The sequence below is a fragment of the Streptomyces sp. NPDC019531 genome, from assembly GCF_044903305.1.
In the GTDB taxonomy this organism is placed as follows: Bacteria; Actinomycetota; Actinomycetes; order Streptomycetales; family Streptomycetaceae; genus Streptomyces.
The window spans coordinates 1-25,915 of the sequence record NZ_JBJDQL010000066.1 but is presented as its reverse complement, the minus strand read 5'-3'; the positions used below and the strand labels follow the sequence as shown (position 1 = coordinate 25,915).

Sequence of the window (25,915 nt, the reverse complement as noted above, 5' to 3'; positions counted from 1 at the left end):
GCGGGCACCGCACGTATCGCCTCGGTGAACGAGCCGAGAGAACAACCATGATCACGAAAGCCCGCGGGCTCCGTGCGTGCGGGCCACCCGCACCCCAACTACCTCACACAACATGACCGGCCAGCCCGCCCGTCACCGCGGCATCCCCATCAATTTCGAAGACCCAGCATATGGCGGTAACGCCATTTCCGTCTCGATTCCGGAAGGACGATGCTCGATTGAGCAGTCAGTTCTCCAACTCATTGCTCAGTCGAGCAAAGTCGCGGGATTGGGCGGCCCGGAATGGCCCAAGTCAGGATTGCTTATCGCCCATTGCTTGCGTAGCATCAACTCCGCTCGTACCGCTGGGGGAGAGAGCCGCGGCGATGTTGCGGTCTGTCGAGGACAATTGCGCCTGGTCAAAAGCGCAGAACGGAACAGTGACCGAGGCCCGGTGAAACCGGCTTCCTAATAGCAGGCCGGCGCCGGACAACTCGCGCTGCGCGCCGATTGAGCGGTGACAGGCTCGAGAAGAACGAAAGACGCAATGCCACGATGAGTAACAGTCCGCCCACCCTCGACCTGGTCCTGCGGCAAAGAGCATCACAAGACCCCGACGCGCCGATGTTGTGCGACTACCGGGCCGACGCGAGCGGAACGAATGCCACCTGGTTCAGCGCGGCCGACATCGACCTGCTGGCCCGGCGGATCGGCCGCCGACTGCTGGCACTGGGCGCGCGAGGCGACCGGGTCCTGCTCTGCGTGCCACCCGGCCACTCCTTCACCGCGGCCTTCTTCGGTTGCCTGTACACCGGCAGGGTCGCCGTACCGGCTCCGATCCCCGGTCGCTTCTCGCACGAGCGCCGCAGGCTCGCAGCGATCGCCCGGAACGCGGGCGCCTCCGCGGTGCTGACCGGGTCGCGCTTCATATCCGACTTGGTCGAGTGGCGCACAGAGCACGGTCTGCCGCTGCCAGTCCTGAACGTGGAGCCGCTGGAGCACCCTCGCCTGCGCGACGACGAGCTGGCGGACAACCAAGCCGACGACCTGGCCTTGCTGCAGTACACGTCGGGTTCCACCGGAGAGCCGAAGGGCGTGATGCTCACCCATGGCAACGTCCTGGCGAATGCGGACGCCATCGGACGGGCCCTCGGTGTCGGTGCCGGGGCACGCAGCGGCGGCTGGCTGCCGAACTATCACGACATGGGACTGATCGGCCAACTGCTCACGCCGATCGTGCTCGGCGGTACGTCGGTTTCCATGGACCCGATGACCTTCTTGCGCCGTCCGCACCTGTGGCTCCGCATGATCGACGAAATGAGCATCGATGTCTCCCCGGCACCGAACTTCGCCTACGGGCTGTGCACCCGTCGTGTCACCGACGAGCAGGTCTCCGGGCTCGATCTGTCCAGGTGGACGGTGGCGTTGAACGGATCGGAGCCCGTTTCCCCGTCCATCATGGACGCGTTCAGCACGAAGTTCGCGGCGGCCGGGTTCCGCCCGGAGGCATTCGCTCCCGCTTACGGGCTGGCGGAATCCACGCTGCTGGTGAGCTGCTCCGTGCGCAGACGGCCGAAGACCCGGGAATTCTCCGATCAGACGGCGCCGACGCCCGGCAGCCGACGCCTCGCGATGAGCTGCGGCCGCCCGACCGACGCGGACGTCCGCATCGTCGACCCCGCGTCACGGACGGCCCTCGCCGAGGGACAGGTCGGTGAGATCTGGATATCCAGTGGCAGCGTCGCCCGCGGTTACTGGAATGCGGCGGAGGCAACGGAAGCGGTTTTCGGCGGCATCACCTCCTCGGACGAGCGGACATTCCTGCGCACCGGCGACCTGGGATTTCTGCAGGACGGCGAGCTTCACATCGCGGGCCGTATCAAGGAGGTCATCGTCGTGCGGGGCAGGAAACTGCATCCCCACGATCTGGAGGAGGAGGCACGTCTACGGCGCTACGAACTCAGGTCGGGCGCGGGGGCGGCGTTCAGCGTTGCACACCCGGCGGGGGGTGAACTGCTGGTCCTGGTCCACGAGATCGCGGCCGGAACACCCGAGGAAACGTTCACCGAGCTGGGTTCGGCGGTCAGGCACAGGATGAGCAAGGAGTTCGGGGTCGAACTCGACGGGCTGGTGCTGGTGCGTCCTGGACACGTACAGCGCACCACCAGCGGCAAGATCGCGCGCACGGAGATGCGGCGTCGATTCCTCGCCGACGAGCTGAAGCCTCTGTACGTCTACCTGACCCCCCATTTGTCGAGGATCCGCGGGATTCGGCCGGTTTCCGAGACGGTCCACGGATGAGCGCGAAAGCAGTGACGTCGGCGGTGAGCGCGCTGGAGGAGGCGCTCCACCGGTGGCGGGAGCCCGGTGGTCCGTTCTCACCCAAGGAGCTCGCTCGGCTGGACACGGCCGAGGCGTTCCCGGCTGCGGCCTGCCAAGCCCTGGACGAGGCCGGTCTGACGGCCTACTACGTGCCGGCGCGGCACGGTGGGAAGCTCACCGGCTTCCCGCAGGTGGTTGCCATGATCCGTGCTGTCGCGCGCCACGATCTCACCGTCGCGATCGCGCACGGAAAGACCTTCCTCGGAGCTGTGTCGGTGTGGGTTGCGGGAACCCCGGACGTGGCCGAGTGGCTCGGGCGGCACATTGCCGGGGGAGCGGCGGTCTGCTGGGGACTCACCGAACGGGGCCACGGCAGCGACATCCTCGCGGGTGAGCTGACCGCCGAGCGAGTGGCGGACGGCTGGCGGCTCGACGGGGAGAAGTGGCTGATCAACAACGCCACTCGTGGACGACTGGCCTGCGTGCTCGCCCGCACCTCTCCAGAAGGAGGGCCCCGTGGCTTCAGCCTTTTCGTGGTGGACAAGCGAGAAGCCGTGGCCGGAGAGGTACGTCACCTGGCCAAGGTCAAAACCCTTGGCATCCGGGGCGCCGACATCAGCGGCCTGTCGCTCCAGGGAGTGGTCGTACCGCCCACCGCGGTGGTCGGCGAGCCCGGCCAGGGCGCCGAGATCGTCCTGAAGGCGCTGCAGCTGACCCGGACCTCCTGCGCAGCGCTGTCGCTGGGCGCCGGTGACCACGCGATCGCCCTTGCTGTCCGGTTCCTCCGGGAGCGCAGGCTGTACGGCCGATCGCTGGCCGAGATGCCGCTGGTGCGCGATGAGTTGGGCCGGGCTACCGCACGGCTGCTCCTCGCCGAAGCGGTGACCGCCGTCGCCACTCGCGCGATCCACGTCCTCCCCCACGAGATGAGCCTGCTGTCCGCCGTCTGCAAGGCCTTCGTGCCGACGATCGTCGAAGAAGCGATCGGACAGATCCGTGAACTGCTGGGTGCGAGAGGGTATCTGACCGGCGTCTTCGCCCACGGTGAGTTCGCCAAGCTGGAACGCGACCACCGGATCGTGGCGATCTTCGACGGCACCACTTTGGTCAACCGACAGATGCTGATCAGCCAGTTCAGAAGGCTCGGCCGGGGCTACGGCGCAGTTGACGTTTTGGCAGCGGACCGGCTGGGCGCCCTCGTCGCCGGACCGGTGCCGGACTTCAGGCGCGACCACCTCATGCTGATGTCACCTTCCGGCTGCGCTCTGGTGCTCGGCGTTCCGGGGCTGCTGCACCGCGTTCGCGAACTCGGATTGGGCAGCCCGGCCTTCGGCGCGGTGCTGGACGCGTTCGAGGCTGCCTGCGCCGACGTGCACGCTGCCCTCGCCGCCCACCGTGCCGGACCGGGCATGCCGGACGCGGATGTCTTCCTGCTCGCCGAGCGCTACGAGTGGTGCGTCGCGGGCGCCGCGTGTCTGCTGGTCCTGTCGCATTTTCACGACAGCCGTAGCCGGGCGCTGACGCGCGTCTGCCTGGAGTTGGTCGTCGAACGGCTCGTCGTGGACTGGCACGCGAGCGACGAGGTGTTCGCGGCTCTTGCCACACACGCACTCGAAGGCGGGGGCGCCGCCACATTGTTTCCCCGAGACCAGGAGAAGACGCCGTGGTGAGCACACCCGCGCTCCAGCGAGTAGCCGCGCTGGAGCAACGCCTCGGCGACCCGTTCGATCCGGACAACCCGTTGGGGTACGGCGCCGTCCTCGACGCGGACGAGCAGGGTGACACGTTCAAAGCCGGGGAGGACGCGCTCACCGAGTTCGGGATGAACGCCGAACTGGTGCCGCGCACGTGGGGTGGCCGCTTCTCCCGCCTGGACGACCTCATCGCGGTCGGCCGGGTGGCCAGCCGCCGCGATCCCGGTCTGGGAGCCGGGTACGTGACGAGTTCCCTGCTCGCCGGTGTCTGCGTCTGGCTCGCCGGAAACGACGATCAGCGCCGCCACATCGCCGACACCCTGCTCGCCGGCCACCGTCTCGCCTGCGCCTACCACGAACTGGATCACGGCAGCGACTTCGCGGCAGTCGACTTCTCCGCGCGGCCGGCCGGTGACCGGCTGGTACTCGACGGCCGCAAGGAGGTCATCGCCAACGTCTCCCGCGCCCGAGCGCTGGTGCTGTTCGCGGCGACGGGCGAGCTCCGGGCCGGACAGACCCACTCCCAGCTCCTGCTGCGGCACGAGGACCTCATCGGCGAACGGGTGACGCACCTGCCCCGGTTCGGTACGGTCGGCCTGCGCGGAGTCCATCTCGGCGGGATCTCCTTCGACGCGGCACCGGTCGACGCGGCACGGGTTCTGGGCGAGCCCGGCCGCGGTGCCGAAAACACGATGAAGGCCTTCCAGCTCACCAGGATCGCGCTGCCCGCGATGATGACCCCGGTCCTCGACACCGCCCTGCGATGCACGGTACGCCACCTGCGCGGCCGGACCCTCTACGGCGGACCGGCGATCGAAATGCCGCACCTGAAGTCCAAGCTGGTCGATGCCTTCGTCGCCCTGCTGGCCGCCGACGCCTTCTCGACCGCCGCGGCAAGGACCCTGCACGTGCACCCCGGCGAGGGCCCCGTCCAGGCTTCAGCGGTCAAATACCTCCTGCCGACTTTGCTCGTGGACGCCATGAACCAACTGGCGACGGCCCTGGGCGCCCATTCGTACGTCGCGGAGGGCCCCACCGCCGTCTTCCCGAAGCTCCTGCGGGACATCCAGGCGATCAGCGTCGTCCACATCAGCAAGGCGGCATGCCGGATGACCCTCCTGCCCCAGATGCCGCTCCTGGCCCGGCGGTTCAGGCGAACCGCGCAACCCTCGCACGAGGCCCTGTTCGCCCTGGATGCGGACCTTCCACCGCTCGACTTCGCCAGGCTGAGGGTGACCGGCGACGGGCAGGATCACCTCTTCGGCGGGCTGCGGGCGGGGCTGGCCGCCCTCGACGAGGAGCGGGGGCAAGAGGCCGAGTTGATCCGTCCCCTGGCCGACGCGCTCGCCGCTGAGGCGCAGCGTCTCAGCGACAGGTGCGCGCACCTGCCCGCAAGCGAACTCGGCTCGGGCGCATCACCGAGCACCGCCAGGCTCGTGGACAGGTACGTCCGTCTGGCACTCGCCGGAGCATGCTTGGAGACATGGCGCCACAACAGGCGGTCGGGTACCTCCTGGATGCCGGCCTGGCTGGTGGCCGCGCTGACCCGGATCGCCGGGTGCTCGGCGGGGCGCCTTCCCGACCAGATCGAGAACCGCTTGTTCGCTGAACTCCTCGCCAGGTGCGACGGCGGCCGCGATCTGGGATGGACGGCTCATCCCGTCTTCGGGACCTGACCCAGGCCATGACAAACCTCTGAAGAGAAGGAACGCTCCATGACGCTGCTTGACGAGGAAATCTCGACCGAGGCGCTCATCATCTGGCTCACCCAGTCCGTCGCCCAGTACGCCGACATGTCCGTGAGGGAGATCGACCCGGACGTGCTGCTGAGCGACTACGGGCTCGACTCGGTGTCCGCCGTAGCTGTCCTCACCGAGATCGAGGACGCCTTCGGTGTCGTACCGGACGTCACGGTCGTCTGGGACCACCCGACCATACGCGCGCTCGCCTCATTCCTCGCCGACTTCATCCGCGCCGAAAGGCAGTAGCGTGACCGCCCTCGCATCCGGCACCTCACTGCCGCTGCTGGCCTCCCAGCGGCGTCGGTGGACCTGGCGCCGGCCAGAGCCCGACGACCCCAAGGACAACTGCGGCGCCTTCTTCCGGTTCACCGGCGGACTCGACCGGGACGCGCTCAAGACCGCCGTGGACAGGGCGTACGCGGAGACGGAAGCGCTGCGTGTCGTCTTCGAGGAACACGACGGCGACGTCCGGCAGGTCATACCCCTTCCAGGCCCCGCGCCCTGGTCGTCGCTCGAACTGAGCGGCGACGACGCGGCCTTCGACCATATGAACCGCTCGCTCGGCGTACCGTTCGGCCTGCTCGGCGGAAGCCCGTTGTGTTCGCACACGCTCATCGAGACACCCGGCAGCACATGGCTCTTCTTCTGCAACGACCACATCATTGTGGACGCCTACGGCGCGCACCGATACCTGCTGCGTATCGCACAGCACTACAACGCGATCGTCGGCGGCACTCCGGCACCACCGCGCGGATTCGCGCCGCTGGCCCGTCTCCAATCGCCATGGACACCCATAGCCCAAGGAGGATGCACAAGTCATGCCGGCTGAGACGTACGAGTTCCAGGTGGAGGCGCGTCAGCTCCTGCAGATGATGATCCATTCGGTCTACTCAAATAAGGATGTGTTTCTGCGGGAGTTGATCTCCAACGCCTCCGACGCACTGGACAAGCTCCGCCTTGCCGCCTTGCGTGATGACACGCTGGAGGCGGACGTCTGCGACCTGCACATCGCGATCGAGGCCGACACTCAGGCCCGCACACTGACCGTGCGGGACAACGGTATCGGCATGTCACATGACGAAGTGGTCGAGGTCATCGGTACGATAGCCAACTCCGGCACGGCGAAGTTCCTGCAGGAGTGGAAGGAAGCCCAGGACACAACCGCCGCCGAGGGGCTCATCGGGCAGTTCGGCGTCGGGTTCTACTCCGCGTTCATGGTGGCTGACGAAGTCACGGTGCTTACCCGGCGTGCCGGGCAGAGTCAGGGCACCCGTTGGACCTCCAGCGGAGAGGGCACCTACACGATCGAGAAAGTCGACGAAGCACCGCAGGGCACCGCCGTCACATTGCGTCTGAAGCCCGCGGACACCGAGGACCAGCTCCACGATTACACATCAGCATGGACGATCCGGGAGATCGTCAAGCGGTACTCGGACTTCATCACGTGGCCGATCAAGATGGCCACCCCGGTCGGCGCAGCCACAGAGGAAGCCGAGGAGGGCGAGAACCCCGCGGCCGAGCCCGAGATCTTGAACTCGATGAAGGCGCTGTGGGCGCGGTCGCGGGAGGATGTGGCCGACGAGGAGTACCACGAGCTGTACAAGCACATCAGCCACGACTGGATGGACCCGCTGGAGACCATCCGTCTGCAGGCGGAAGGCACCTTCGAGTACCAGGCCCTCCTGTTCGTCCCCTCACGCGCCCCGCACGATCTGTTCACGCAGGGCTACCGGCGCGGCCTCCATCTGTATGTCAAGCACGTGTCGATCATGGACGACTGCGAAGCCCTCCTGCCGCCCTACCTGCGCTTCGTCAAGGGTGTCGTCGACGCTCAGGACCTCTCCCTCAACGTCTCGCGCGAGATCCTTCAGCAGGACCGCCAGATCCAGAGGATGCACCGCCGCCTGACCAAGAAGGTCCTGGCCACGATCAAGGAATGGATGTCCAGCAACCCGGAGCGCTACGCCACCTTCTGGCGGGAGTTCGGCCGTGCCCTCAAAGAAGGGCTTTTGAGCGACTTCGACAACCGCCAGGCCATCCTTAATGTCTGCTCGTTCGCCTCGACCCACCAAGCTGAGGAGCCGACCACCCTCCAGCAGTACGTGGAGCGTATGAAGGGCGGGCAGGAGCACATCTTCTACATCACTGGTGAGTCCCGGCAGACCATCGAGAACTCCCCGCACCTGGAAGCGTTCCGGGCCAAGGGCATCGAAGTGCTGCTGCTGACCGAGCCCGTCGACGCGGTGTGGGTCGATGCCGTGCCCGAGTTCGACGGCAAGGAGCTGCGGTCCGTCGCCAAGGGCGAGATCGACCTCGACAGCGCCAAGGAGGGGGACAACAGCGCAACCGAGAACAAGCGTGAGAACCAGAGGCTGGAGTACGCCGGCCTGCTGGCTTGGCTGACCGACCTGCTCGGCCAGAACGTCAAGGAGGTACGGCTGTCCTCCCGCCTAACCATCTCGCCGGCCTGCCTCGTCTCGGACACGCCCGACATCACCCCGGCTTTGGAGACCATGTACCGCGCTATGGGCCAGGATGTCCCCCACACCAAGCGCATCCTCGAACTCAACCCCGACCACCCCCTGGTCAGCGGCCTGAACAAGGCACGCACCGAGCGCAACAACGACACAGAGCCTGACACCGATTTCGGCGAGATTGCGGAACTCCTCTACGACCTCGCACTCCTGTCCGAGGGCGGCACACCGAACGACCCGGCACGATTCACCAAGCTTATAGCGGCCCGGCTCGAACACACCTTGGTGTAAGCTTGGCGTTTATCCTCGGCGAGCTTGGTGTTCCTTGATCGACTCAGCGCGTTTGACCGTCTTCCCGACGTCGTGGCGCTTGGCTCGGTGTGTGTTCTTCGAGCCGGGAGGCCGTCCCGGGCCCGGTTTAGACGGTTTCGGTGCGGCCGCCGGACGGGCCGCCGTCGCGCGGACGTTGCGAAACCCCCGCCGCACCCGGGCGGGAGTGAGACGGCGGGGCTCGGCGGGTCGCTCCCAGGGACGGCGCAGGTCCTCGGTGAGGGGGCGGGCGAGGCGGAGCTCGGTGTGGGCGGCGATGACGAGCCAGGTCCACAGATCGGCGCTGTCGGCGTGGCGGACCTTCGGTGCCGTCCAGCCGAGCGTCTGCTTCAGGAGCCTGAAGGTGTGCTCGAGATCGAATCTGCGGAGGAAGGACTGCCACCAGCGGTCCACGTCCACCGACGTCGCGGCGGTGGCTGAGCACCACAGCCAGACCGGTTTCGGGTCGCGGTCGCCCGGCAGGCGCTCGACCTGGAGGCGGATCAACGTGCCGTGCAGGACGGGCAGTTCGTCCTTGGCGTGGTTCAGCCAGGGGCCACGGTGGGTGAGTCTGGGGTGCATCCGGTCCCAGGCCATCACCTCGGCCTTGCCGTAGCGAGTGGTGTCCGTGCTGGTGGTGACGTCGGGCTGGTGCCAGCTGTCGGGCTTGGCGAAGGTGAGAACGCCGCCGTGCCGACGGGGCCGCCCGCCCTTGGGGCCGGAACGCGCGGGGCCTGCGTCGCGGAGCATGACGCGGTCCGAGCGCAGGCGTCCGACCAACACGACCGGCAGGTCGGCCAGGGCGTGAGAGAGGTAGCTGACGTCATAGCCGGCGTCCATCACGATCAGGATCTCCGGGTCGCCCGGCCGCCAGTGCCCGGCTTGCGTCAACCGCTCGACGGCGTCGCGTAGTTGGGCTGCAGTGACGAGGGTCGCGTCGTCGGAGGGCCCCAGGCGCACGGCGTCCAGCAGCGCGACCCAGGAAGTGCGGCCGGACTCCAGCGCGGCGACGAAGGAGTACGGCCAGCCCGGCACGAACTGGTCCGTCCGGCGGTCGCCGCGTCCGTAGACGTGGCAGAACAGCCGATCGTCGCTGGTCGGGGCATCCGGGCGGAGCCAGTTGCTCACGTCCACGGCCAGCACGATCCGCCCGTCGGCCGCCTTCGGCACCGGCAGCCCGGCCAGCGTGCGGCGCAACCGTGTCGGCTCCAGCCAACCGCGGTCCAAAGCCGCGTACAGCGCGCCGTGCCCCGCGCCGGTGCTCGACCGCCAGCGACAGCTCGACCAGGGTCTTCACCGGACCGTCCACGCACAACACCGCGTCCGTGAGGTCGAAGAGTGCGTCCTGACGGGCGTAGAGGCATTCGTAGAACTCAACCCGAAAGCGGGACAACACGCTCAACGCCTCGCCTGCGGGCGCGTCGACCGGGAAACTCATACACAGCGGCCGTTCTCTCGTGCTTCGTGACTCGACATCTCGAAGCGTGGAGAACGGCCGCCTCCGCTGTCCCGGGAAGAACCGCAGGTCAGCAGGACGAGTGACTCGCGATGTTAAACGCCAAGCTTAAGTACGCGTCCAGGCCTGGTTCACCTGGCCGTCGATGCAGTCCCAGGTCTTCACGGGGGTACCGTTGTCCGATTTGCCCCACCAGACATCGAGGCAGAAGCCCGAGCTCACGGCAAACAGTTTTTTGTTGGACTTGAGCAGGAATTGCTGGGCCGAATTACCGCTGCATCGCGCAAGCTGCACGACCGCGCCCTTGTCCAGGGAAGCGTCGGCGACGTCCATGCAGAGGCCCTTGAGCCGGATCGTTCCATCCTTGTCGAACGACCACTTCTGCTCACGGGAGCCGTCGCAGTCCCAGATGTACAGCGCTGCGCCGTCCGAGGCGCGATCGGCGCTGAGGCACTTTCCGGCCTTGCCGCTGACGAGTTGGTAGGCCACGACACTGGCAGAGCGCCCCCCTGATTGCTGGGTTTTCTGGACGAGGACCTGAGGCTTGGCCTTCGCGGGCGTGGGTGTCGGCTTCGCGTCGGCCCCAGCGTCGGAAGACTTGCGTGGCTGATGCGAAGGGGACTTGGTCGGGCTGGGCTTCGGCGTGGTTTTGTCGTTCTTCGGCTTGTCGGGAACATACAAGGCGGGCGGTTCCTCGGCTCCTGCGTCGTCGACTGGCGCTCCCACCTCAGCGGCCGAGACCGTCTTCTTCTCCGCATCATCCGATCTGTCCATGACGAAGATCAGCAGCGGGACTGCTGCCAGTACCACGCCTGTGATGGCGGCGGCGGCCAAGAAGGGCTTCTTTGGCTTGCCCGAGTCCTCGCCGCCATCCTCGTCGTCCCCGCCCGGAGGCATCGAGCCGACTGCCACGACGACGCCGGACTCCTGGCTTTCCGCATCGGAGGCCCGCCGGGCACCGGCGGTGGTGGTTTGAGCCGCCCCGTCGTTCGAGGACGAAGCGCTCTCCGGCTCGGCTTGGTTCCGGGGCACCGCACCGGTTTCCGTCACCTCCCTGGCGCTGCCGGCGCCGGACGGCGCGTCGGCTGCGCCCGCGCCTGTGGTCAGCGCGCCTGAGGCGGAGCGGCCTGTAGCGGTGTCCGGCCGGGTCGTGCTTTCACCACCGCCTTCATTGCCGGAAGCGCCGACGGCAGCCGAGGGTGAGACGGCCGGAGCCAGCACCTGCTCGGGGTCTGCGGACATGGCCGGCAGCGCCACCGCCCGCCGGACGTCCCCGGCGTGTGAGGCAGGCTCGCCCGCCGCGGGTTGCCGCTGCGTGTCAGCGTCTCCGCTGTCCTCACCGCGAGTTGTCATGAGTTGTTCCTCCAGATTCGTGCACATGGATTTTCAGCCGACCAGGGCGAATTGGCCCGCCACCGGTTGAGAGAGGGCGCGAGGGGAATCCAGTGCCGGCTATCCACCAGATCCAAGGGGGCCGACACAGCGCTCCGGCCAGCTGCCTCCCACCGGGAGGACTCGTGTCAAGGCCTCCTCAAGACGGGTGAGCGCCGTTTCGTCCAGTTGGTGCTGTCCGGGCGGGTTGTCCGCGGCAACGAACTCCGCAGCGGGCAGTTCACGTAGGAGGACGACGGGCGATCCCGCCACGTCCTGAGTCCCGAGCACCCGGAACGCGGTGCCGGGGGCGAAGACCACCTCGTCCGACCCCAGTCCGGCTGCGCCCGGGACGAGTTGGCGTACTCTGCGGCCTGTCACCGACCAGATCGCATAGCCCAGCGGGGCTGCGCCGGGCCACTGTGCAGCGTGCGCAAGCGAGCTGACCGGTCCTAGCGACTGGAGCAGGGACCCGGGTTGCAGCACTTCGCCGGCGTTCCCGGGAATGTCCCCGACTGTCCGAAGACCGCGCAGGCTGATCCCCCGGTATGAGGGAAGTCGCCGCAGGCCGGATGCCAGGCAGGCGGCATAGGGCAGCAGTCTGGTGCCGCCCGCGAGCAAGTCCTCAGCCAGCGCTTGTTCGGAAATGAACTCCTCGTTGCTTGCCAAGTAGGCATGGACGGCGATCAGATCGACCCTTGCTGCTTCGAGCTCCTCGCCACGCAGGGCGGGCATCCTTGTGAGCGCCCGGGACACCGCAGCGCTGTGGTTTTCCCAAACCCCGGCAGCGAGTTCCCGGAACTGCGATCTCTCTGCCTGGCTGCTCACATGGCCGGCGCGCAAAGGGATGGCCGCGTCGGCTGCCGCTCTCGGAGTCGGGCGAAGCTCGCCCGAGGCCCGAGGGCGTTGAGGACCGGGGTCGCAAGCGTGAGTGCCGTGGGGCTGGGAGGCCTCGATCCACCCGCGGGTCGTGATCGCGTCGACAGCGGACACACCGTCTGAAGGATCGCCCTGAGGCCGCTCGTTCGCGGTGAACTCCCCGCCATGAACAGTCGCCACTGCACCGGTCGGCGTCTCTCTGTCGGGCCCTGGCGCCTCCTGCCTCGACTCAGCACCCAGGAGCCCGGCTGTCGGGTCCCCTGTCGTACAGGGTGCAGGTTGTGCCGTTTCACCGATGGTGGCCGAGGTGCGCGCGATGGACCTCTTACCCGGATCCGTGGTCGCGGCGCTTGGAGTCGCGTGGCCAAGAGCCTGTCCCAAGGGGGTGCCGGTCGTCGCATCCGATGGCGGGTCTGGCGCCGAGGACGAGACCAGCGGCAGTGCCGTCGGCCCGGGGAGTGCAGGCGCATCGGGTTCGCCGCGGGCAGCTGCCGGGTGGGGGCCGGGGTTGGTGGCAGCGGCGCGGGTCAGGCCGCGCGTCAGCGCCTCGGAGGCTTCGGCCGACGGCTCACTCTCCGAGGGCCTGGCGTGGTCGGCGGACTCTGTGGACCGGGTGGCCGTTCGGGAAGGCAGTGCCGTGCCCGGGCGCGGTATGACGTATCGGATGCCCGCCACCCGATACTTCGCGGCGGTCTCGCGTAGCTGCCGCTCTCCGTCTGCGAGTGTGCCGTTCACCAGGAAGGAGGCCTTGGCACGGGCCTCGGAGTCCAGCGTTTCCAGGAGTCGGGAGAGCGCGGGCCACAGGGTCGGGTCGAGTGCTTCTCCGTGACTGCCCAGTTCGATGGCGAAGGCGTCCGGGTCCGTGGGGCTCGCGGCGAGCGAGGGACGTGGAGCGCTCCGCTCCCCTACCGCGAGACCGGCTCTGGTGACCGCGACCTGCCACCGTTCGTCGAGATAGACGACGCCCTGGTCCACGATGCCTGGGCCGGGCAGAGGCGGGAACCATTGGAGCAGCCGAGGGGCCGGAGGCTCCAGAACCGTCGTCCCCTTCCGTGCCTCTCCTGCCTCCCCTGTCGCCGCGCCCACAGCGGGTCGGCAGGCCACGGCGGCGACGAACGGCCGCCACCGGGGACGTCCGTCGGAGCCCATCAGCGTCGGGCGGGCCGCGGTCGCCGCCGTTCCCGGCGGGGCATCACCGGGGAGCAGAGGCAGACCTGTGAGCACCCCCACATCGCTGCCGAGCATGTCGGCGACGGACTGCCCAAGTGGCAGCAGGTCGCGGCCGGCTCCTGGAGCCAGCCGGGCCCGGGTTCGCTGCGCGGCAGGCAGCGCCGCGAGCAGGGCGGCAACATCTTCGGCCGCCACATTCTCCGCCCCCGCCGCTCCGACCAGCACCGTGGGGAGTTCACTGTCCACGGGAACAGCGAAGCAAAGGTCGCCGGTCATGGGTGCGGGGGCGTCAGCCGGGCGCATGAGCACCCCTGCGGGTATGTGGTCGACCACGCAGCCGCCGACGATGTTCGCGGGGACTCTGGCGAAGGCGTCTTGCCACAGCGGCGCAGGGGCCCGGCGTCCCGCCTCGCTCGGTGCCTGTCCCGGGGCAAAGCGCCACCAGCCCTTTCCGGACCCGGTGCCGTCCTGCTGGACGAAGAGCGTTCCGCCTGGTGCGATCAGCACCACACCGTCCGGAGCGAGCACGTCCATCTTCCAGGCATCGGCGATACGGCGAGCCGCACAAGGTCCGCCTCGGCGTTCGTCACCGGCGCCCGCCATCACCAGCCGGACGCAAGAAATGCCCTTGTGTCGTAGCGAGTCGAGCACCTCGCCGAGGCGCGCCCAGAACGCGGAGGAGTGTGTTCCCGCCCCGGGAGAGGCACCGATCACCACGGTGACGACGTCTTCTTCGTCCATGACCGCATGGGCCACATCGGTCACGGCGGGCAGCCCGGGGAGTTCGTCGTCGGACGACCGCAGAAGCAGGACGCCGCCGACATCCTCCACGAGGGGCAGACCAGCCTTCTCCTGCTGCTCTTCCCCGCCCTGCCGGCCAGACCGCCTGGCTGACCGCCGTATGCCGCCCGACGCCCCAGACCTGCCGCCCTCCCGCGAGAAGACGGAGGTCCAACGGCTCATCCCGCTGATCCCTTCGCCTGTGTGCCCGGCGTGTCGCCGGAGCCGTTCCCATCGGTCTGCTCTTCCGTCTGTGTGCCGGACAACACCTCGCTCACGATGGCGGCCGCTCCCGGGGAGGAGCCGTCCTCGGGGCCGTCGAGGCTGACGGTGGTCACCGGGCGAGACCGGGGCGGAGCGGAGATGTCCTGCTCGGGTGAGGCTTCGGCCGGGGCTTGGCCGTCGCCGGCGTCCGCGCCAGCATCCGCGCCGATGTCGCGTGTGTGGTGGCCCTCGATCTCTTCGCGGAGGACGTCGAGTTCCACCGTCATGCTCACGGGGCCGGAGGGGTTGAGGTAGAGGAGGTGTCCCTCGGGCACCTGGTCGAGAAGATCGGGCACCTTCAGCAATTCGAACGCCAGGCGGCCCGCGGTGTGCAGATAGACGGGTGAGGTGAACACCGGGACGACCGAGGTGTCGTCAGGGGTGGTTGCGGACAGCGGGCCGCCGCCAGGCTTCACGAACACGGCGACCTCGTGGTGCGCCAAGGCCTTGACCACGTCCTCGCCAGACCCGTACCCGGTCGCGGCAAGCTGGACGGCGGCGTCCACGTCGTCGGCGGGCTCCGGCCAGCCGAGGGCCCTTGGGGAGGGCCGGTAGTCCTCGTTGTCCTGCCACTCCTCGATCTCGCCGTCGAGGCCGGAACGCCACCGGCCGACCATGGCCCACTCGGGAGGGGTGCCCTCACCTGTCCAGGACGGGTCGACCATGCCCAGCCAGTGGTCCGGGGCCAGCCTGCCAGCCTCGCGGATTTCATCGGGGACCGGCGGCATGTCCTCGCCCGCTCCGATGATGCTCTCGTCGGTGTCTGGGCCCGTACGGTCTGGGTCCTGTTCTGCGGCGGTGTCGAGTGCGGTGGGCGTGGTGCCGCCGGGCTCCGTGCTTGCGGTCGTGCCTGTTTCCGAGCTCGGAACGAGGTCCTTTCCGGGCTCGGTCTCAGCGTGGGCGAGGTCGCCGGACTTGTCGTCGCCGGCCGCACGAGGCTTGGCAGGGTTGTTCTTGCTCATCTTTTTCCTCATTCGACAGGTGACAGAGGCTGCGCTTGGAGATTTCAACTACAGCGATGGGCAGAGGCACTTCATTGTCCGAAATCCGGGCCAGCCGCTTCACATTCACAGTTCACGCGACATTTTCCGAATTTCACGGAAGCAAGGAGGGGTAGACCGGGAATACCTGCCGACCGGAAACATGGACGACGGCTATTCCCTAGATCCGATGATTCCCACTACAGACAGGTGGATGATTGCACCGGTTCGACTCAGCGCGGCGCGGGACATTGACGCACCCCTACGTCTCGCCTCTTGGCACGCCCGCCCACGAACGCGCCCCAGCGGTACCGGGCGACCGCTCAAGGTGGCAAGACCACCGCTGGCTGGGGCCGGCGCACTCCACGCATCGGCTCCGGAGTGCCGTCCGCAGCCAAAACCCGTCGAGCAGGGGCCCGCGACCTCGCCGACGGTGAACTGTCGGACGCGGTCTGCCACGCAGGGATCAGGCCCACGCCGATACCCCACTGCTGCTCATACTACCGACCCGAACCGCCGGCTCGTAAGCGGGATCGGCAACTCGCGGTGACTTTTTGGCACCTTCGCAGTCACACGCTGACACCGGCAACCTCCGGACGCACAACCTGTGTGCACCATCGAGCGCAGTCCCACCTCCTCCGGCGACGACGACACGAACCACACCGGGATTCCCCGATCTCCTCGAGCAGCACCTGGCGCTCCAGCGCCGAGGAGGCCTCCAGCGCGCCGGACACGACTACCAGTCGGCCGACAGCGGGCGAAGGCCCTCGACGCTGCGGGAGGAGATCCTGTGCACGGTGTTCGCCGGGGTGCTGGACCTGCCCCACTTCGAGGTGGAGGACAACTTCTTCGAACTGGGTGGGCACTCACTACTGGCGGTGCAGCCGACCAACATGCTCCGCAATGCTGCGGGGACCGAACTGTCGATCGTGCACGTGTTCCAACATCCCACCGTGGCAGGCTTGGCGCCGTTATCAGGGCCAGACACTCGCATCCTCGCAAGTCAACGGCACCTTCCTGCCATTGGGGCGTCATATCACCCAATTCCGCGGAATACCCAGGGCCAAACGGGCTCAGCGGAAAGGGACGCCTGCGCCGACCACGCCCCCAACCAGCTCAGCAACTCCCTACAGGAGAGCCGCACCCACCTGGGTTCGCGGGCAGATGAAGAGCACGACAACTCTCGACCGCCGACGTCGCATACGGAAACCGGACAGGTCATCGGCCGGCGGGTTCACCCGCGGGATGTTGTCCCCATACTCAGAAACGGATCGCCAGGGCAGGTCCGACCGGAGGGGATGTCAGGGTGCGATCGGGTCCGAGAGGCCCAGGTCCCAGACAGCGAGCCCGTGGACGCCTGCACTCGCGGCAAGCGTCCGCCGTTCTGCGAACGAGCGCGCGTCCGACCACCACAGGACGGTTCCATCGGGCAGCGTCGCGGTCCACTCCCCCGCCGCGGTGTCGTACCGGGCGGTCGCGCCATAACTGCTGACCGTGTCCCGGGCCTCTTGGTCGCCGACCTGGCTCACCGAACCGTCGGGCGCCCAGGAGTAACCGTAACCGGCCACACCGAGGTCGATCTTGTTCGCGGGAATACGGGAGAGCAGGATGTCGAGGCCGTTCTTCTGCCAGGACAGCGCGCCGATGGGGCCTGCCCCGGAGTCGCCCCAGCCGTGCTGGTCGTAAGCCATCAGCGTGACGTTGTCCACGGCCTTGCCCAGTGCAGCGAGGCCGTAGCCGTTCTGCGCGAACTCGTCGGCGTTTTCGAAGTTGGTGATGTCGATCCCCACCACCTTCCCAGCCGGCAGGGAGTTGTTCAGCGCGGTGGCGAACTGGACCAGCCCCGCGGTGTCCCTCGACTGCAGGGACTCCAGATCGATGGTCACCCCGTCCCAGCCCTGTGAAATGACCGCACTGCTCAGGGCGGACACCACCTTGGTGATGTTCGCTCTACTCGACAGCATCTTGTAGGCGGCTCCTTCGTCGAAGTCACCGATGGACTCGTTGAAGTTGCCGATCAGGAGATCCGCCGAGAGCCCCTTGGCGTGAGCGTGGGCGAGCTGGTTGCGCGCGTCGGAATCAGGCGAAGTCACACTCGTCCCCCGGGCGTTGATGTTGACGCCGTCGACGCCGACCCTGCTCAGCGCGGCGGCGCTGGCATCGATGAGCGAGGTCGCATCGCCTTCCGCCTGATAGCCGGTCACAGGCTGCGTGGCGGCGCTCGAATCAGATGCGGGCACACCCCATATGCCCACTGCGAGTAGCGCGACGCCAGCAACCCCGATACCTCCCTTGAATATCCGCACAACTGCCTCTCAACCTTGTCCGACGAACCGTAGCCAAAGGAAGATAGCCCGCCCCGGATGTCCGTTCACGGCTGGGTCGGTCGTATGGCGCGTTCTCACCAGTTCCGCCTGCAACCAGTTAGCTGCCCACGAGCACCGAAGCATAAGGCGGTAACGCCGTTTCCGTCTCGATTTCGGAAGGGCGATGCTCGATTGAGCAGTTGATCCTTCACTCCATTGCTCATTCGAGCAAAGCTGCGGGATCAGGCAGCAGCCCAGAATGAGCCAAGTTTGGATTGCTTTTCGCTGTTACCTTGCGTAGCGTCAACTCCGCTCGGATTGCTGGGGTGAGAGCCTCGGCGACGTTGCGGTCTGTCGAGGAAAATTGTGCCTGGTCAAAGCACAGGATGAAACAGTGACCGAGGTGCCGGTGAAACCGGACTCCTCATAGCAGGGCCGACACCGCTCAACTCGCGCTGCGCGCCGGTTGAGCGGTGACTGGCTCGAGGGGAACGAAAGACGCAATGCCCACGATGAGTTGCAGGCCAGCCACCCTCGACCTGCCCCTGCGGCAAAGAGCATCACCAGACCCCGACGCGCCGATGTTGTGCGACTACCCGGGCGACGCGAGCGGTACGAATGCCACCTGAGCGTCGATTGCCGTCACCCCGGCTGACAAGTCGCCCCGGGGAGCCTGGGTGGGTGACGCCACAGCGTCGAAGGAAAGTGTCCCGTCGCCCGCATGCCTGGCGTGTGCGTCTTCGAGTATTACCACATGGGAGAACCGTTGAGCGAGAAGGTTGCCCGCATTCCGGGGCAGATGGGAATCCGGGCCTTGGAGGAACGGACGTATTACCCGGTCTCGTCCGCGCAGCGACGCATGTTGATTCAGACGCAGATGTCCGGTGGAGACACCTCCAACAAGCCCATGGCTTGGACTCTGCGCGGAAAGCTGGACATCGACGCGCTTTGCGCCGCCCTCGATCAGTTGATCGCCAGGCACGAGATGCTGCGCACCGGATTTCACACGGCCGACGGCCACCCTCTCCAGTTCATCGACGATGCAAGGCCCGTGAAGCTGGTCCCGGTGGAGGTCTTGGGAGCCACACCCGAGAAGCGTGCGGCACGGCTGCGGGACCTCATCGACAAGCCGGTCAGGCGTCCGTTCGACCTGTCTGAACCCAACATGCTGCGCGCCGCACTGTTCCGGTTGGAGGAAGAAATCCACGTTCTCCTGCTCGTTCTGCCCAACGTGGCCGTCGACGAGTGGTCAACGCGGGTTTTGCGCGAGGACCTGGGGGCCGGTTATGCGGCACTGTGCCGAGGGAAGCAGCTCGAACAGCCGGTACTGCCGGCGCAGTACCGGACCTACGCGCAGTGGGAACGGGACCGGCTCGCCGACGGAGTAGCACGGGATGGGGTCGACTACTGGACCAGGCAGTTGGCCGACGTGCCGCCCCCTCTTCAGCTGCCCGTGGACCGGCCGCGCTACAGCGTGCCTCCGCACAGGAGAGCCGAAGAGGAGTTCCGTATCCCTCCAGAGCTGGTACGGCAGGTGAGGCTGATCGCCGCCCGGAACCGGGCGACTCCGTTCATGGTCTACCTGGCCGCGTACCAGTTGATGCTGTCGCGTTGGACCCGTGAGCCCGACATCGTTGTGGGTGTGCCAGCTGCCAACCGGTTGCTGCCCGAGTTCGAGCAGTTGATCGGTTTCTTCGTCAACACGCTCGCTCTGCGTTCGCGCATCGATCAGCAGGAGTCGTTCACCACGCTGCTGGAGCAGGTCAGGTGTGGCCTGACGTCCGGTTTCGAGCATCAGGACATCCCGTTCGACCATGTACTGGAGATCGTTGAACCACAGCGGTCGACGGCGTCGACACCCCTGCTCCAGGCGGCACTGGTGATGCACCATCATCATGAGGAGGAACTGGAGCTGCCCGGGCTGGAGGTCACTCCCTATCCGGTGGCCGAGCCCACGATCCACTTCCAGTTGGTGGCCATCCTTGCTCCAGCCGGCGACGCTCTCGACGTCCGGCTGTCTTATCCGTCCGAGTTGCTCGAGTTGGCGACCATCCGTGGTCTGTTCGCCTCGTTCATCGAGATACTCCACGCCGTTACGGCGCAACCGATGACGCCGTTGCGTGAACTGGATCTGCTTTCTCCAGAGGAGCGGAAGCTGGTATCTGAAGATTGGGCACGCGGTCGTTCGCTCGGCGTGCCGCCTCAGGGCCTCCTGCCGCGCATTCTCGGGCACGCCGCGAAAGACCCCGATGCGGTCGCGGTCGACACGCCTGTCGGCCGCTCGACGTTCGGTGAACTCCTTGAGCGGTCCTTGTGCATAGCCGCCGCCCTGCGCGCGTCGGACATCGGCGTGGAGGACACTGTCGGGGTCTGCCTGCAGCGGTCACCGGACTTGGTCGGCGCGCTGCTGGGGATCTGGATGGCCGGCGCGGCTTTCGTGCCACTCGATCCGAGCCATCCGGCGGAGCGGTTGGCTCGGATCATGGCCGACGCCGATGTCCGGCTACTGGTCACTGACCATTCATCGGCGCTGCCTGAGCCCGCGAGGGTGCTGGACCTCAGCACTGTGCTGCCGGATCCGCTCGACCCTCGGCACCTGGCGGAGCTGCCCGCTGACCGGCTCGCCTACGTGATCTACACCTCGGGGACCTCCGGGAATCCCAAAGGCGTGGAGATCACGCATCGCAGCCTTGACAACCTCGCCGAAGCGGTGAGCGAACTGTTCTGCTCGGACGGCGGGATGGCGTTGAACGTGATGTCGCCCGCCTTCGACGGCTGGCTGTGGTCGACCCTACTGCCGCTGGCCCACGGCCTCGGCGTCGCGCTGCGCGATGGCACGCGTGTGGCGGCCGGAGAGGTCGGCGTCGACGCGGCGATCGTGACCTGCACCCCTTCGCTGTTGGGGTGCTCCGGGGACTCACTGCGCGGCGTGGGCACCATCGTCGTGGCCGGAGAGCCCTGCCCGGCGTCGCTGTCCGAGCAGTGGCGGGCCGGCCGCCGGTTCGTGAACGCTTACGGCCCCACCGAGACGACGATCTGTGCCACGTTCGCCGACAGTGCGCGCGGTGACGACGTCACCACCATCGGGCGTCCGCTGGCAAACATGAACGCCTACGTGCTGGACGAGTACTTGCGTCCGCTTCCCGTCGGCGTGCCCGGTGAGCTGTTCATCGGCGGGGAGGGGGTCGGCCGGGGATACCGAGGCCGCCCCGAACTTACGGAGAGGTACTTCCTTTCCGATCCGTTCGTCGGTCCCGGCGCACGCATGTATCGAACGGGCGACCTGGCCAGGTGGCGCGAGGGGGGCCAGCTGGAGTTCCTCGGCCGGATTGACGACCAGGTGAAGATACGGGGCTTCCGTGTCGAGCTGGCGGAGCTGGAAAGGGTCGCCAGTGCTGTCCCCGCCGTTCGTGGGGCGGCGGCGTTCATCACGCTCGACGGCGACTCCCTCGGTTTGGCCGTGATGGGGCAGCCGTCCGCCGACGAGCGGCTGCGGATCGCGGTACACCAGCGCACTACCGCGATGTTGCCGGACTACATGCGTCCCAGCCAGTTGCTACTGGTCGACGCACTGCCGCTGACGGCGGTCGGCAAAATCGACCGGTCGGCACTGGCCAAGCTATCGGCGAGGCAAGCCGCGCACGTTCCCACCGGACCACCGCCGTCCACGGAGACCGAGCAGCGGCTGGCCGCCTTGTGGACAGACGTACTCGGCCAGCCGGTCACGGATGTCGAACTGAACTTCTTCGAAGCCGGCGGGCATTCACTGCTGATCGCGAAGGTGATCGGCCGGCTCCGCAAGGAGTGGCAGACCGACCTCACGATCGAGGACATGCTCGACCAGCCCACCATCGCCGGCTTCGCCCGCCTGCTGGAGGAGAGGCTCCGATGACCGCCACGGTGGAAAGCAGCCGCTGGCTCAGGGAATGGGCGCCGTCGGGCGACGCCGAGCACCTCGCGGTGTGCCTGCACGAAGCTGGGGCCGGCGCCGCCCAGTTCCGCCAGCTGCAAGTCGCCCTGGGCGAGGGTTTCCAGGTGGTCGCCGTTCAGATGCCGGGACGGCAGGAACGCTGGCGCGAACCACTGGTCCGCCGGATGGACGATGTCCTGGCCGAACTGATTCCCGTACTCCTGAAACGCCTGGACCGCCCCTACGTGGTCCTCGGGCAGAGCATGGGAGCCCTGCTCGGCTACGAGTTGATACGGGTACTCGGGCATCACCACCAGCGCTGGCCGCTCGCTTTCTTCCCCTGCGCCTGCCCGCCTCCGCAGCTGATCACCACTGAGTTCACCCGCCAGGCCACGGACCAGTCCGAGATACGCAACGCGCTGCTCGCCGCCGCGGACGGTGCTGAGGTGGACGACACGGCGGCCGAGCTGCTGCTCAAGCCGCTACGCGCGGACGCCGAACTCGTCAGGCAGTACCGTCACGTCCCCGGCCCGCCCCTGACCTGCTCGGTGTATCCCTGGTGCGGTACGCAGGATCCGCAGGTGGCGCTGCAGCAGCTCGCGGGGTGGCGCGACCACACGTCGGGAGACTTCTGCGCTGAAGAGTTCCCAGGCGGCCACATCTTCCTCCCGCAGTGCCTGGACCTGGTCGCGCAGGGGATCCGGCGCGCCGTCGGCTCACGAGGCGGGGACGGCAGCAATGGCTGAACAGGCGGTAAGCGGCCAGGGGATGACCAGCCGGGTGATCGACCTGACCGACCCGGGGCTCTTCCTGGGCGAGTCCCCGGACGGGGTCTACGCGGAGCTGAGGCGACAGGGTCCGCTGTGGCGGAACCGCAGCGCCCACGGCCCGGATTTCTGGGCGGTCGTTCGTCACCAGGAGATCGTCCGCGGCTACGCCGACAGCAAGTCCTTCAGCTCGGTCAACGGCATCCGTCTCGGCACGGACCCGGCGGCCGCCGGACGCGCCGCCCAGCGGATGCTGATCGTCTCCGATCCACCGACGCACACCGGGCTGCGCGGCGACATCAATCGGACGCTCGGCCCCGCTGTTCTGCGCGCTCTCACTGCGCGGTTGCACGAGACGGTCAGGACGGTACTGGACCAGGCCCTGCAGCTGCCGGAGATCGACTTCGTCAGCGAGGTGGCCAGCCGGATACCGGAGGACACCATCTGCCAGTTGCTCGGTGTGCCGGAAACGGACCGGAGCGAACTGGCCCGACTCACCACCCAGGCGTTCGAGAGTCCGGACGAGCAGGTGCGCAGGGCGGCGAACGCCGAGGTGTTCCTGTACTTCGACGAGCTCGTCACGCGCTACCGCCACCGCGGGACCGACGACCAGGGATCGCAGGACGTGGTCACTGTGCTGGCGGCCAGTTCCCTGGACACAGAGACGATCGTCCTCAACTGCGCCGGTCTGCTGGCGGGTGGCAACGAGACGACCCGGCATGCCATCTCCGGCGGTCTGCTGGCGCTTACACAGTTCCCTGACCAGTTCACCGGTCTCGGACAGGACGAAGCGCTGGTGGACTCCGCCGTCGAGGAACTGCTGCGCTGGACCACGCCGGCCGTCTATGTACTGCGTAACGTGGTCCGGCCGGTCGAACTGGGCGGGGTGGAGCTGCTTCCTGGTGAACAAGTGGCGCTGTGGAACGCCTCCGGCAACCGGGACGAGGCGGTATTCCCCGACCCGGGACGTCTGGATCTGGCCCGGTTCCCCAACCGTCAGCTCGCGTTCGGACATGGCCGCCACACGTGTATCGGTGCCCGCCTCGCCCGCTTGGAGATCGCCGCATTCCTGTCCGGCTTGCGCACCAAGGTCGGCGGGGTCGAGATCACCGGCACACCCGAGTGGAACGGCTCCAACTTCGCCAGAGGACTACGGCGGCTCCCAGTACGGCTGATCCCGCGATGAACCGGACGAGGGTCAACGAGCCGATGAGTGCGCAACCATCCGAACCAGAGGAGACGATCGACATGCTTGAAGGAGTCACTCCCTGGCCGCCGGAGGCGGCCGCCGCGTACCGCGCGGCCGGGTACTGGCGCGGCGAGTCACTCGGCCAGGTGCTGCGCGAGGCTGCGCGGTCTCACAGCGACAAGATCGCCCTCGTACAAGGCGACCATCGGTGGACCTACGCCGAGCTGGACCTGAAAGTGGATCGGCTCGCACGAGGCCTGCTCGCGGACGGGCTTGAGCCCGGCGACCGAGTCATCGTCCAGTTGCCCAACGTCCCCGAATTCGTGATGGTCTTCTTCGCGCTGCTGCGGGCGGGAGCGCACCCTGTCCTGGCCCAGCCGACCTATCGCAGTAACGAGATCACTCACATCTACCGACTGGCGGATCCGGTGACCTACGTGGTGTCCGACATCGTCCGGGGCTTCGATCATCGACTCCTGGCCGCGCAGGTGCTCCGCGAGGTCGACGGCATGCGCCGGGCGTACGTGATCGGCGCGCCGGGTGAGTTGGACCCGCTGCCGGCAGCGCCCGGCGAAGCCGGCCCACTGCCCGATGTCGACGGTGCCGACGTCTCGTGCCTCCTGCTGTCGAGCGGCACGACGGCGATGCCGAAGATGATCCCCCGTACGCATGACCAGTTCACCTACCGGTTGCGCATGATGCAGGAGATCTGCGGTTTCTCCGAAGAGAGTGTCTACCTGGCCGCTCTGCCTGTCGGTCACGACTTCACCCTGTCCAACGTCATGACGACGCTCAGCACCGGCGGTACCGTCGTACTCGCGGCGGACCCGAGCCCGCAGGAGTGTTTCCAGCTCATCGAACGTGAAGGCGTGACCATCACCTCGGTGGTACCGACGATCGCCGCCACCTGGCTGGAAGCCAAGGAGTGGGCGCGTGAGGACCTGTCCTCCCTCAGCCTCATCCAGGTCGGCGGGAGCAGCCTGCCCCAACGGCTGGCCAAGCGGGTCGAACCGAGTTTCGACTGTCGGCTCCAGCAGGTCTTCGGCATGTCGGAAGGGCTGATCAATTTCACCAGGCTGACCGACCCGCCGGAGGTCGTGATGACGTGCCAGGGCCGCCCCCTGTCACCGGCCGACGAGATCAAAGTGGTCGACGACACCGGTGCTGAGATCGCACCGGGACAAGTCGGGGAGCTACTCGCCCGTGGCCCAGGCGTCATACGCGGGTACTACCGGGCCGCAGAGCAGAACGCCGCAGCGTTCACCCAAGACGGCTTCTACCGGACCGGTGACCTGGTCCGGCTGACCGAGTCGGGAAACATCGTGGTCCAAGGGCGTCGGAAGGACGTCATCAACCGCGCAGGGGAAAAGATCTCCCCTGCGGAGGTCGAGAACCACCTCCTCGACCATCCCGCGGTCCGGCAAGCGGCGGTTGTCGGTATTCCCGACAGCGATCTCGGTGAATATGTCTGCGCCTACCTCGTGAGCGGCGGGCCCGCGCCGACACTGCCGGAGCTGCGTGAACTGTTCAAGGCAAAGGGAGTCGCGGCCTACAAGGTCCCGCACCGTGTCGAGATCGTCGATGGTCTGCCGTTGACCGCCATGGGCAAGGTCGACAAGAAAGCCCTGGTCGCTAAAGGCATGGCCACGGCCACCAACCCTGAGGAAGCACATGAGCACTGAGGAAAGTACGCGGACACCGACCCGCGAAGAGCTCCGCGCCATCATCGGCGAAGCACTGCACCTCTCTCCGGACGATCTGACCGGACCCGAGAACCTGATAGAACTCGGCATGGAGTCCATCGTCATGATGAGACTGGTCAACAAGTGGGGCCGGGCCGGCATATCCGTCCGATACTCCGACCTGCTCGACAACCCCACCTTCGACGGGTGGTGGGACTGCCTCTCCAGGGCCCGGAGGTGAGGTACGCCGGACGAGACACGGACATCGCCCCGGGGAACATCGGTCAGCCGTTGGCGCTGAGATTGATCATGGTCCGGTCGACTCGAGTGTGCTGACCCGGTTCTCGTACTCCCGGTGAGCCTTGCGCTGGGCCGAGACCGCCGGGACGCCCTCGGCGCCGTCGAGCGGCTGGCAACGGGCGAGGAACTCGCGGTGCATGGCGGGGACGGCGCTGACGCGCAGGGTGTAGCCCTGGCCGCACCGTACGGTCACCCCCTGGTCGAGCGCGGTCCGCTCGGCGGGCGGCTAGTGCCCGGGTCCTCCTCTAACAAGTTGGTGCGTGATAGCGGGTGAGGCGTGTTTGGCCTGGTGTGGACTGTGTTCAGGTGATGCTGGTGCGGTCGGAGACGAGGCTGGCGAT

Annotated in this window: 16 protein-coding genes and 2 pseudogenes; 12 read left to right on the top strand and 6 right to left on the bottom strand. The window is 67.4% G+C overall.

The features are described 5' to 3' along the window. The first annotated feature begins 534 nt into the window (after window positions 1–534). From ACI2L1_RS41605 to htpG, 6 genes are read left to right on the top strand one after another with little or no spacing between them, the layout of a single operon-like run. Window positions 535–2,280 carry a fatty acyl-AMP ligase gene (locus tag ACI2L1_RS41605; RefSeq protein ID WP_404744675.1) on the top strand — a complete coding sequence of 582 codons (1,746 nt, stop codon included), beginning with the start codon at window positions 535–537 and terminating at the stop codon, window positions 2,278–2,280. After that, window positions 2,277–3,971 (top strand): acyl-CoA dehydrogenase family protein, encoded by a 1,695-nt coding sequence (locus ACI2L1_RS41600; RefSeq protein ID WP_404744674.1) that lies wholly within the window; start codon window positions 2,277–2,279, stop codon window positions 3,969–3,971. Before ACI2L1_RS41605 ends, ACI2L1_RS41600 begins: the two co-directional genes overlap by 4 nt. Further along, complete coding sequence (locus ACI2L1_RS41595; RefSeq protein WP_404744673.1) at window positions 3,965–5,671, top strand: acyl-CoA dehydrogenase; 1,707 nt, start codon at window positions 3,965–3,967, stop codon at window positions 5,669–5,671. Before ACI2L1_RS41600 ends, ACI2L1_RS41595 begins: the two co-directional genes overlap by 7 nt. Window positions 5,672–5,710: 39 nt before the next feature. Continuing rightward, the gene (locus ACI2L1_RS41590; RefSeq protein ID WP_404744672.1) at window positions 5,711–5,983 is read left to right on the top strand and encodes an acyl carrier protein; all 273 of its coding nucleotides are present in this window, start codon (window positions 5,711–5,713) and stop codon (window positions 5,981–5,983) included. A 1-nt stretch (window position 5,984) separates the two neighbouring features. After that, a complete protein-coding gene (locus ACI2L1_RS41585; protein ID WP_404744671.1) occupies window positions 5,985–6,566 on the top strand; it encodes a condensation domain-containing protein in 582 nt (193 codons plus the stop codon). After that, window positions 6,556–8,502 (top strand): molecular chaperone HtpG, encoded by a 1,947-nt coding sequence (gene htpG, locus ACI2L1_RS41580; RefSeq protein ID WP_404744670.1) that lies wholly within the window; start codon window positions 6,556–6,558, stop codon window positions 8,500–8,502. The genes ACI2L1_RS41585 and htpG overlap by 11 nt, the downstream gene beginning before the upstream one ends. A 9-nt stretch (window positions 8,503–8,511) precedes the next feature. On the opposite strand, the pseudogene ACI2L1_RS41575 reads toward htpG, so the two are convergent. From ACI2L1_RS41575 to ACI2L1_RS41560, 4 genes and pseudogenes are all read right to left on the bottom strand, one after another. Continuing rightward, window positions 8,512–9,958: pseudogene (locus ACI2L1_RS41575) on the bottom strand (NF041680 family putative transposase). 126 nt (window positions 9,959–10,084) lie between these two features. Next, window positions 10,085–11,218, bottom strand: a complete 1,134-nt coding sequence (locus tag ACI2L1_RS41570) for a ricin-type beta-trefoil lectin domain protein (protein WP_404744669.1) — start codon at window positions 11,216–11,218, stop codon at window positions 10,085–10,087. 210 nt (window positions 11,219–11,428) lie between these two features. Beyond that, on the bottom strand, window positions 11,429–14,359 hold the full coding sequence (locus ACI2L1_RS41565; RefSeq protein WP_404744668.1) for a hypothetical protein: 2,931 nt from the start codon (window positions 14,357–14,359) through the stop codon (window positions 11,429–11,431). Next, complete coding sequence (locus tag ACI2L1_RS41560) at window positions 14,356–15,402, bottom strand: type VII secretion system-associated protein (RefSeq protein ID WP_404744667.1); 1,047 nt, start codon at window positions 15,400–15,402, stop codon at window positions 14,356–14,358. Before ACI2L1_RS41560 ends, ACI2L1_RS41565 begins: the two co-directional genes overlap by 4 nt. Window positions 15,403–16,217: 815 nt before the next feature. Between ACI2L1_RS41560 and ACI2L1_RS41555 the strand changes: the two are divergent. Continuing rightward, window positions 16,218–16,376 (top strand): annotated as a pseudogene (locus ACI2L1_RS41555) (phosphopantetheine-binding protein); the annotation flags it as partial. A 345-nt stretch (window positions 16,377–16,721) separates the two neighbouring features. Here ACI2L1_RS41555 and ACI2L1_RS41550 read toward each other — a convergent pair. After that, the gene (locus ACI2L1_RS41550) at window positions 16,722–17,624 is read right to left on the bottom strand and encodes a glycosyl hydrolase family 18 protein (protein ID WP_404744666.1); all 903 of its coding nucleotides are present in this window, start codon (window positions 17,622–17,624) and stop codon (window positions 16,722–16,724) included. An 868-nt stretch (window positions 17,625–18,492) separates the two neighbouring features. Between ACI2L1_RS41550 and ACI2L1_RS41545 the strand changes: the two genes are divergently transcribed. The 5 genes from ACI2L1_RS41545 (at window position 18,493) to ACI2L1_RS41525 (ending at window position 25,515) form a co-directional block, all read left to right on the top strand. After that, complete coding sequence (locus tag ACI2L1_RS41545; RefSeq protein ID WP_404744665.1) at window positions 18,493–21,618, top strand: amino acid adenylation domain-containing protein; 3,126 nt, start codon at window positions 18,493–18,495, stop codon at window positions 21,616–21,618. Then, window positions 21,615–22,382, top strand: coding sequence for a thioesterase II family protein (locus ACI2L1_RS41540; RefSeq protein ID WP_404744664.1), 768 nt, complete (start codon window positions 21,615–21,617; stop codon window positions 22,380–22,382). Before ACI2L1_RS41545 ends, ACI2L1_RS41540 begins: the two co-directional genes overlap by 4 nt. After that, window positions 22,375–23,589: a cytochrome P450 gene (locus tag ACI2L1_RS41535; RefSeq protein WP_404744663.1), complete on the top strand. Its 1,215-nt coding sequence runs from the start codon at window positions 22,375–22,377 to the stop codon at window positions 23,587–23,589. Before ACI2L1_RS41540 ends, ACI2L1_RS41535 begins: the two co-directional genes overlap by 8 nt. A 149-nt stretch (window positions 23,590–23,738) precedes the next feature. Beyond that, window positions 23,739–25,274 (top strand): (2,3-dihydroxybenzoyl)adenylate synthase, encoded by a 1,536-nt coding sequence (locus ACI2L1_RS41530; RefSeq protein WP_404744662.1) that lies wholly within the window; start codon window positions 23,739–23,741, stop codon window positions 25,272–25,274. Then, window positions 25,264–25,515 carry a phosphopantetheine-binding protein gene (locus ACI2L1_RS41525; protein ID WP_404744661.1) on the top strand — a complete coding sequence of 84 codons (252 nt, stop codon included), beginning with the start codon at window positions 25,264–25,266 and terminating at the stop codon, window positions 25,513–25,515. The genes ACI2L1_RS41530 and ACI2L1_RS41525 overlap by 11 nt, the downstream gene beginning before the upstream one ends. 66 nt (window positions 25,516–25,581) lie before the next feature. On the opposite strand, the gene ACI2L1_RS41520 is transcribed toward ACI2L1_RS41525, so the two are convergent. After that, complete coding sequence (locus ACI2L1_RS41520; protein ID WP_404744660.1) at window positions 25,582–25,767, bottom strand: hypothetical protein; 186 nt, start codon at window positions 25,765–25,767, stop codon at window positions 25,582–25,584. Window positions 25,768–25,915 lie beyond the last annotated feature (148 nt).

What these genes read in the sequence shown, in the direction of transcription:
- ACI2L1_RS41605 (WP_404744675.1), top strand. Translation starts at nt 535, where the DNA reads ATGAGTAACAGTCCGCCCACCCTCGACCTGGTCCTGCGGCAAAGAGCA.
- ACI2L1_RS41600 (WP_404744674.1), top strand. Translation starts at nt 2,277, where the DNA reads ATGAGCGCGAAAGCAGTGACGTCGGCGGTGAGCGCGCTGGAGGAGGCG.
- ACI2L1_RS41590 (WP_404744672.1), top strand. Translation starts at nt 5,711, where the DNA reads ATGACGCTGCTTGACGAGGAAATCTCGACCGAGGCGCTCATCATCTGG.
- htpG (WP_404744670.1), top strand. Translation starts at nt 6,556, where the DNA reads ATGCCGGCTGAGACGTACGAGTTCCAGGTGGAGGCGCGTCAGCTCCTG.
- ACI2L1_RS41570 (WP_404744669.1), bottom strand. Translation starts at nt 11,218, where the DNA reads ATGTCCGCAGACCCCGAGCAGGTGCTGGCTCCGGCCGTCTCACCCTCG.
- ACI2L1_RS41565 (WP_404744668.1), bottom strand. Translation starts at nt 14,359, where the DNA reads ATGAGCCGTTGGACCTCCGTCTTCTCGCGGGAGGGCGGCAGGTCTGGG.
- ACI2L1_RS41560 (WP_404744667.1), bottom strand. Translation starts at nt 15,402, where the DNA reads ATGAGCAAGAACAACCCTGCCAAGCCTCGTGCGGCCGGCGACGACAAG.
- ACI2L1_RS41540 (WP_404744664.1), top strand. Translation starts at nt 21,615, where the DNA reads ATGACCGCCACGGTGGAAAGCAGCCGCTGGCTCAGGGAATGGGCGCCG.
- ACI2L1_RS41535 (WP_404744663.1), top strand. Translation starts at nt 22,375, where the DNA reads ATGGCTGAACAGGCGGTAAGCGGCCAGGGGATGACCAGCCGGGTGATC.
- ACI2L1_RS41525 (WP_404744661.1), top strand. Translation starts at nt 25,264, where the DNA reads ATGAGCACTGAGGAAAGTACGCGGACACCGACCCGCGAAGAGCTCCGC.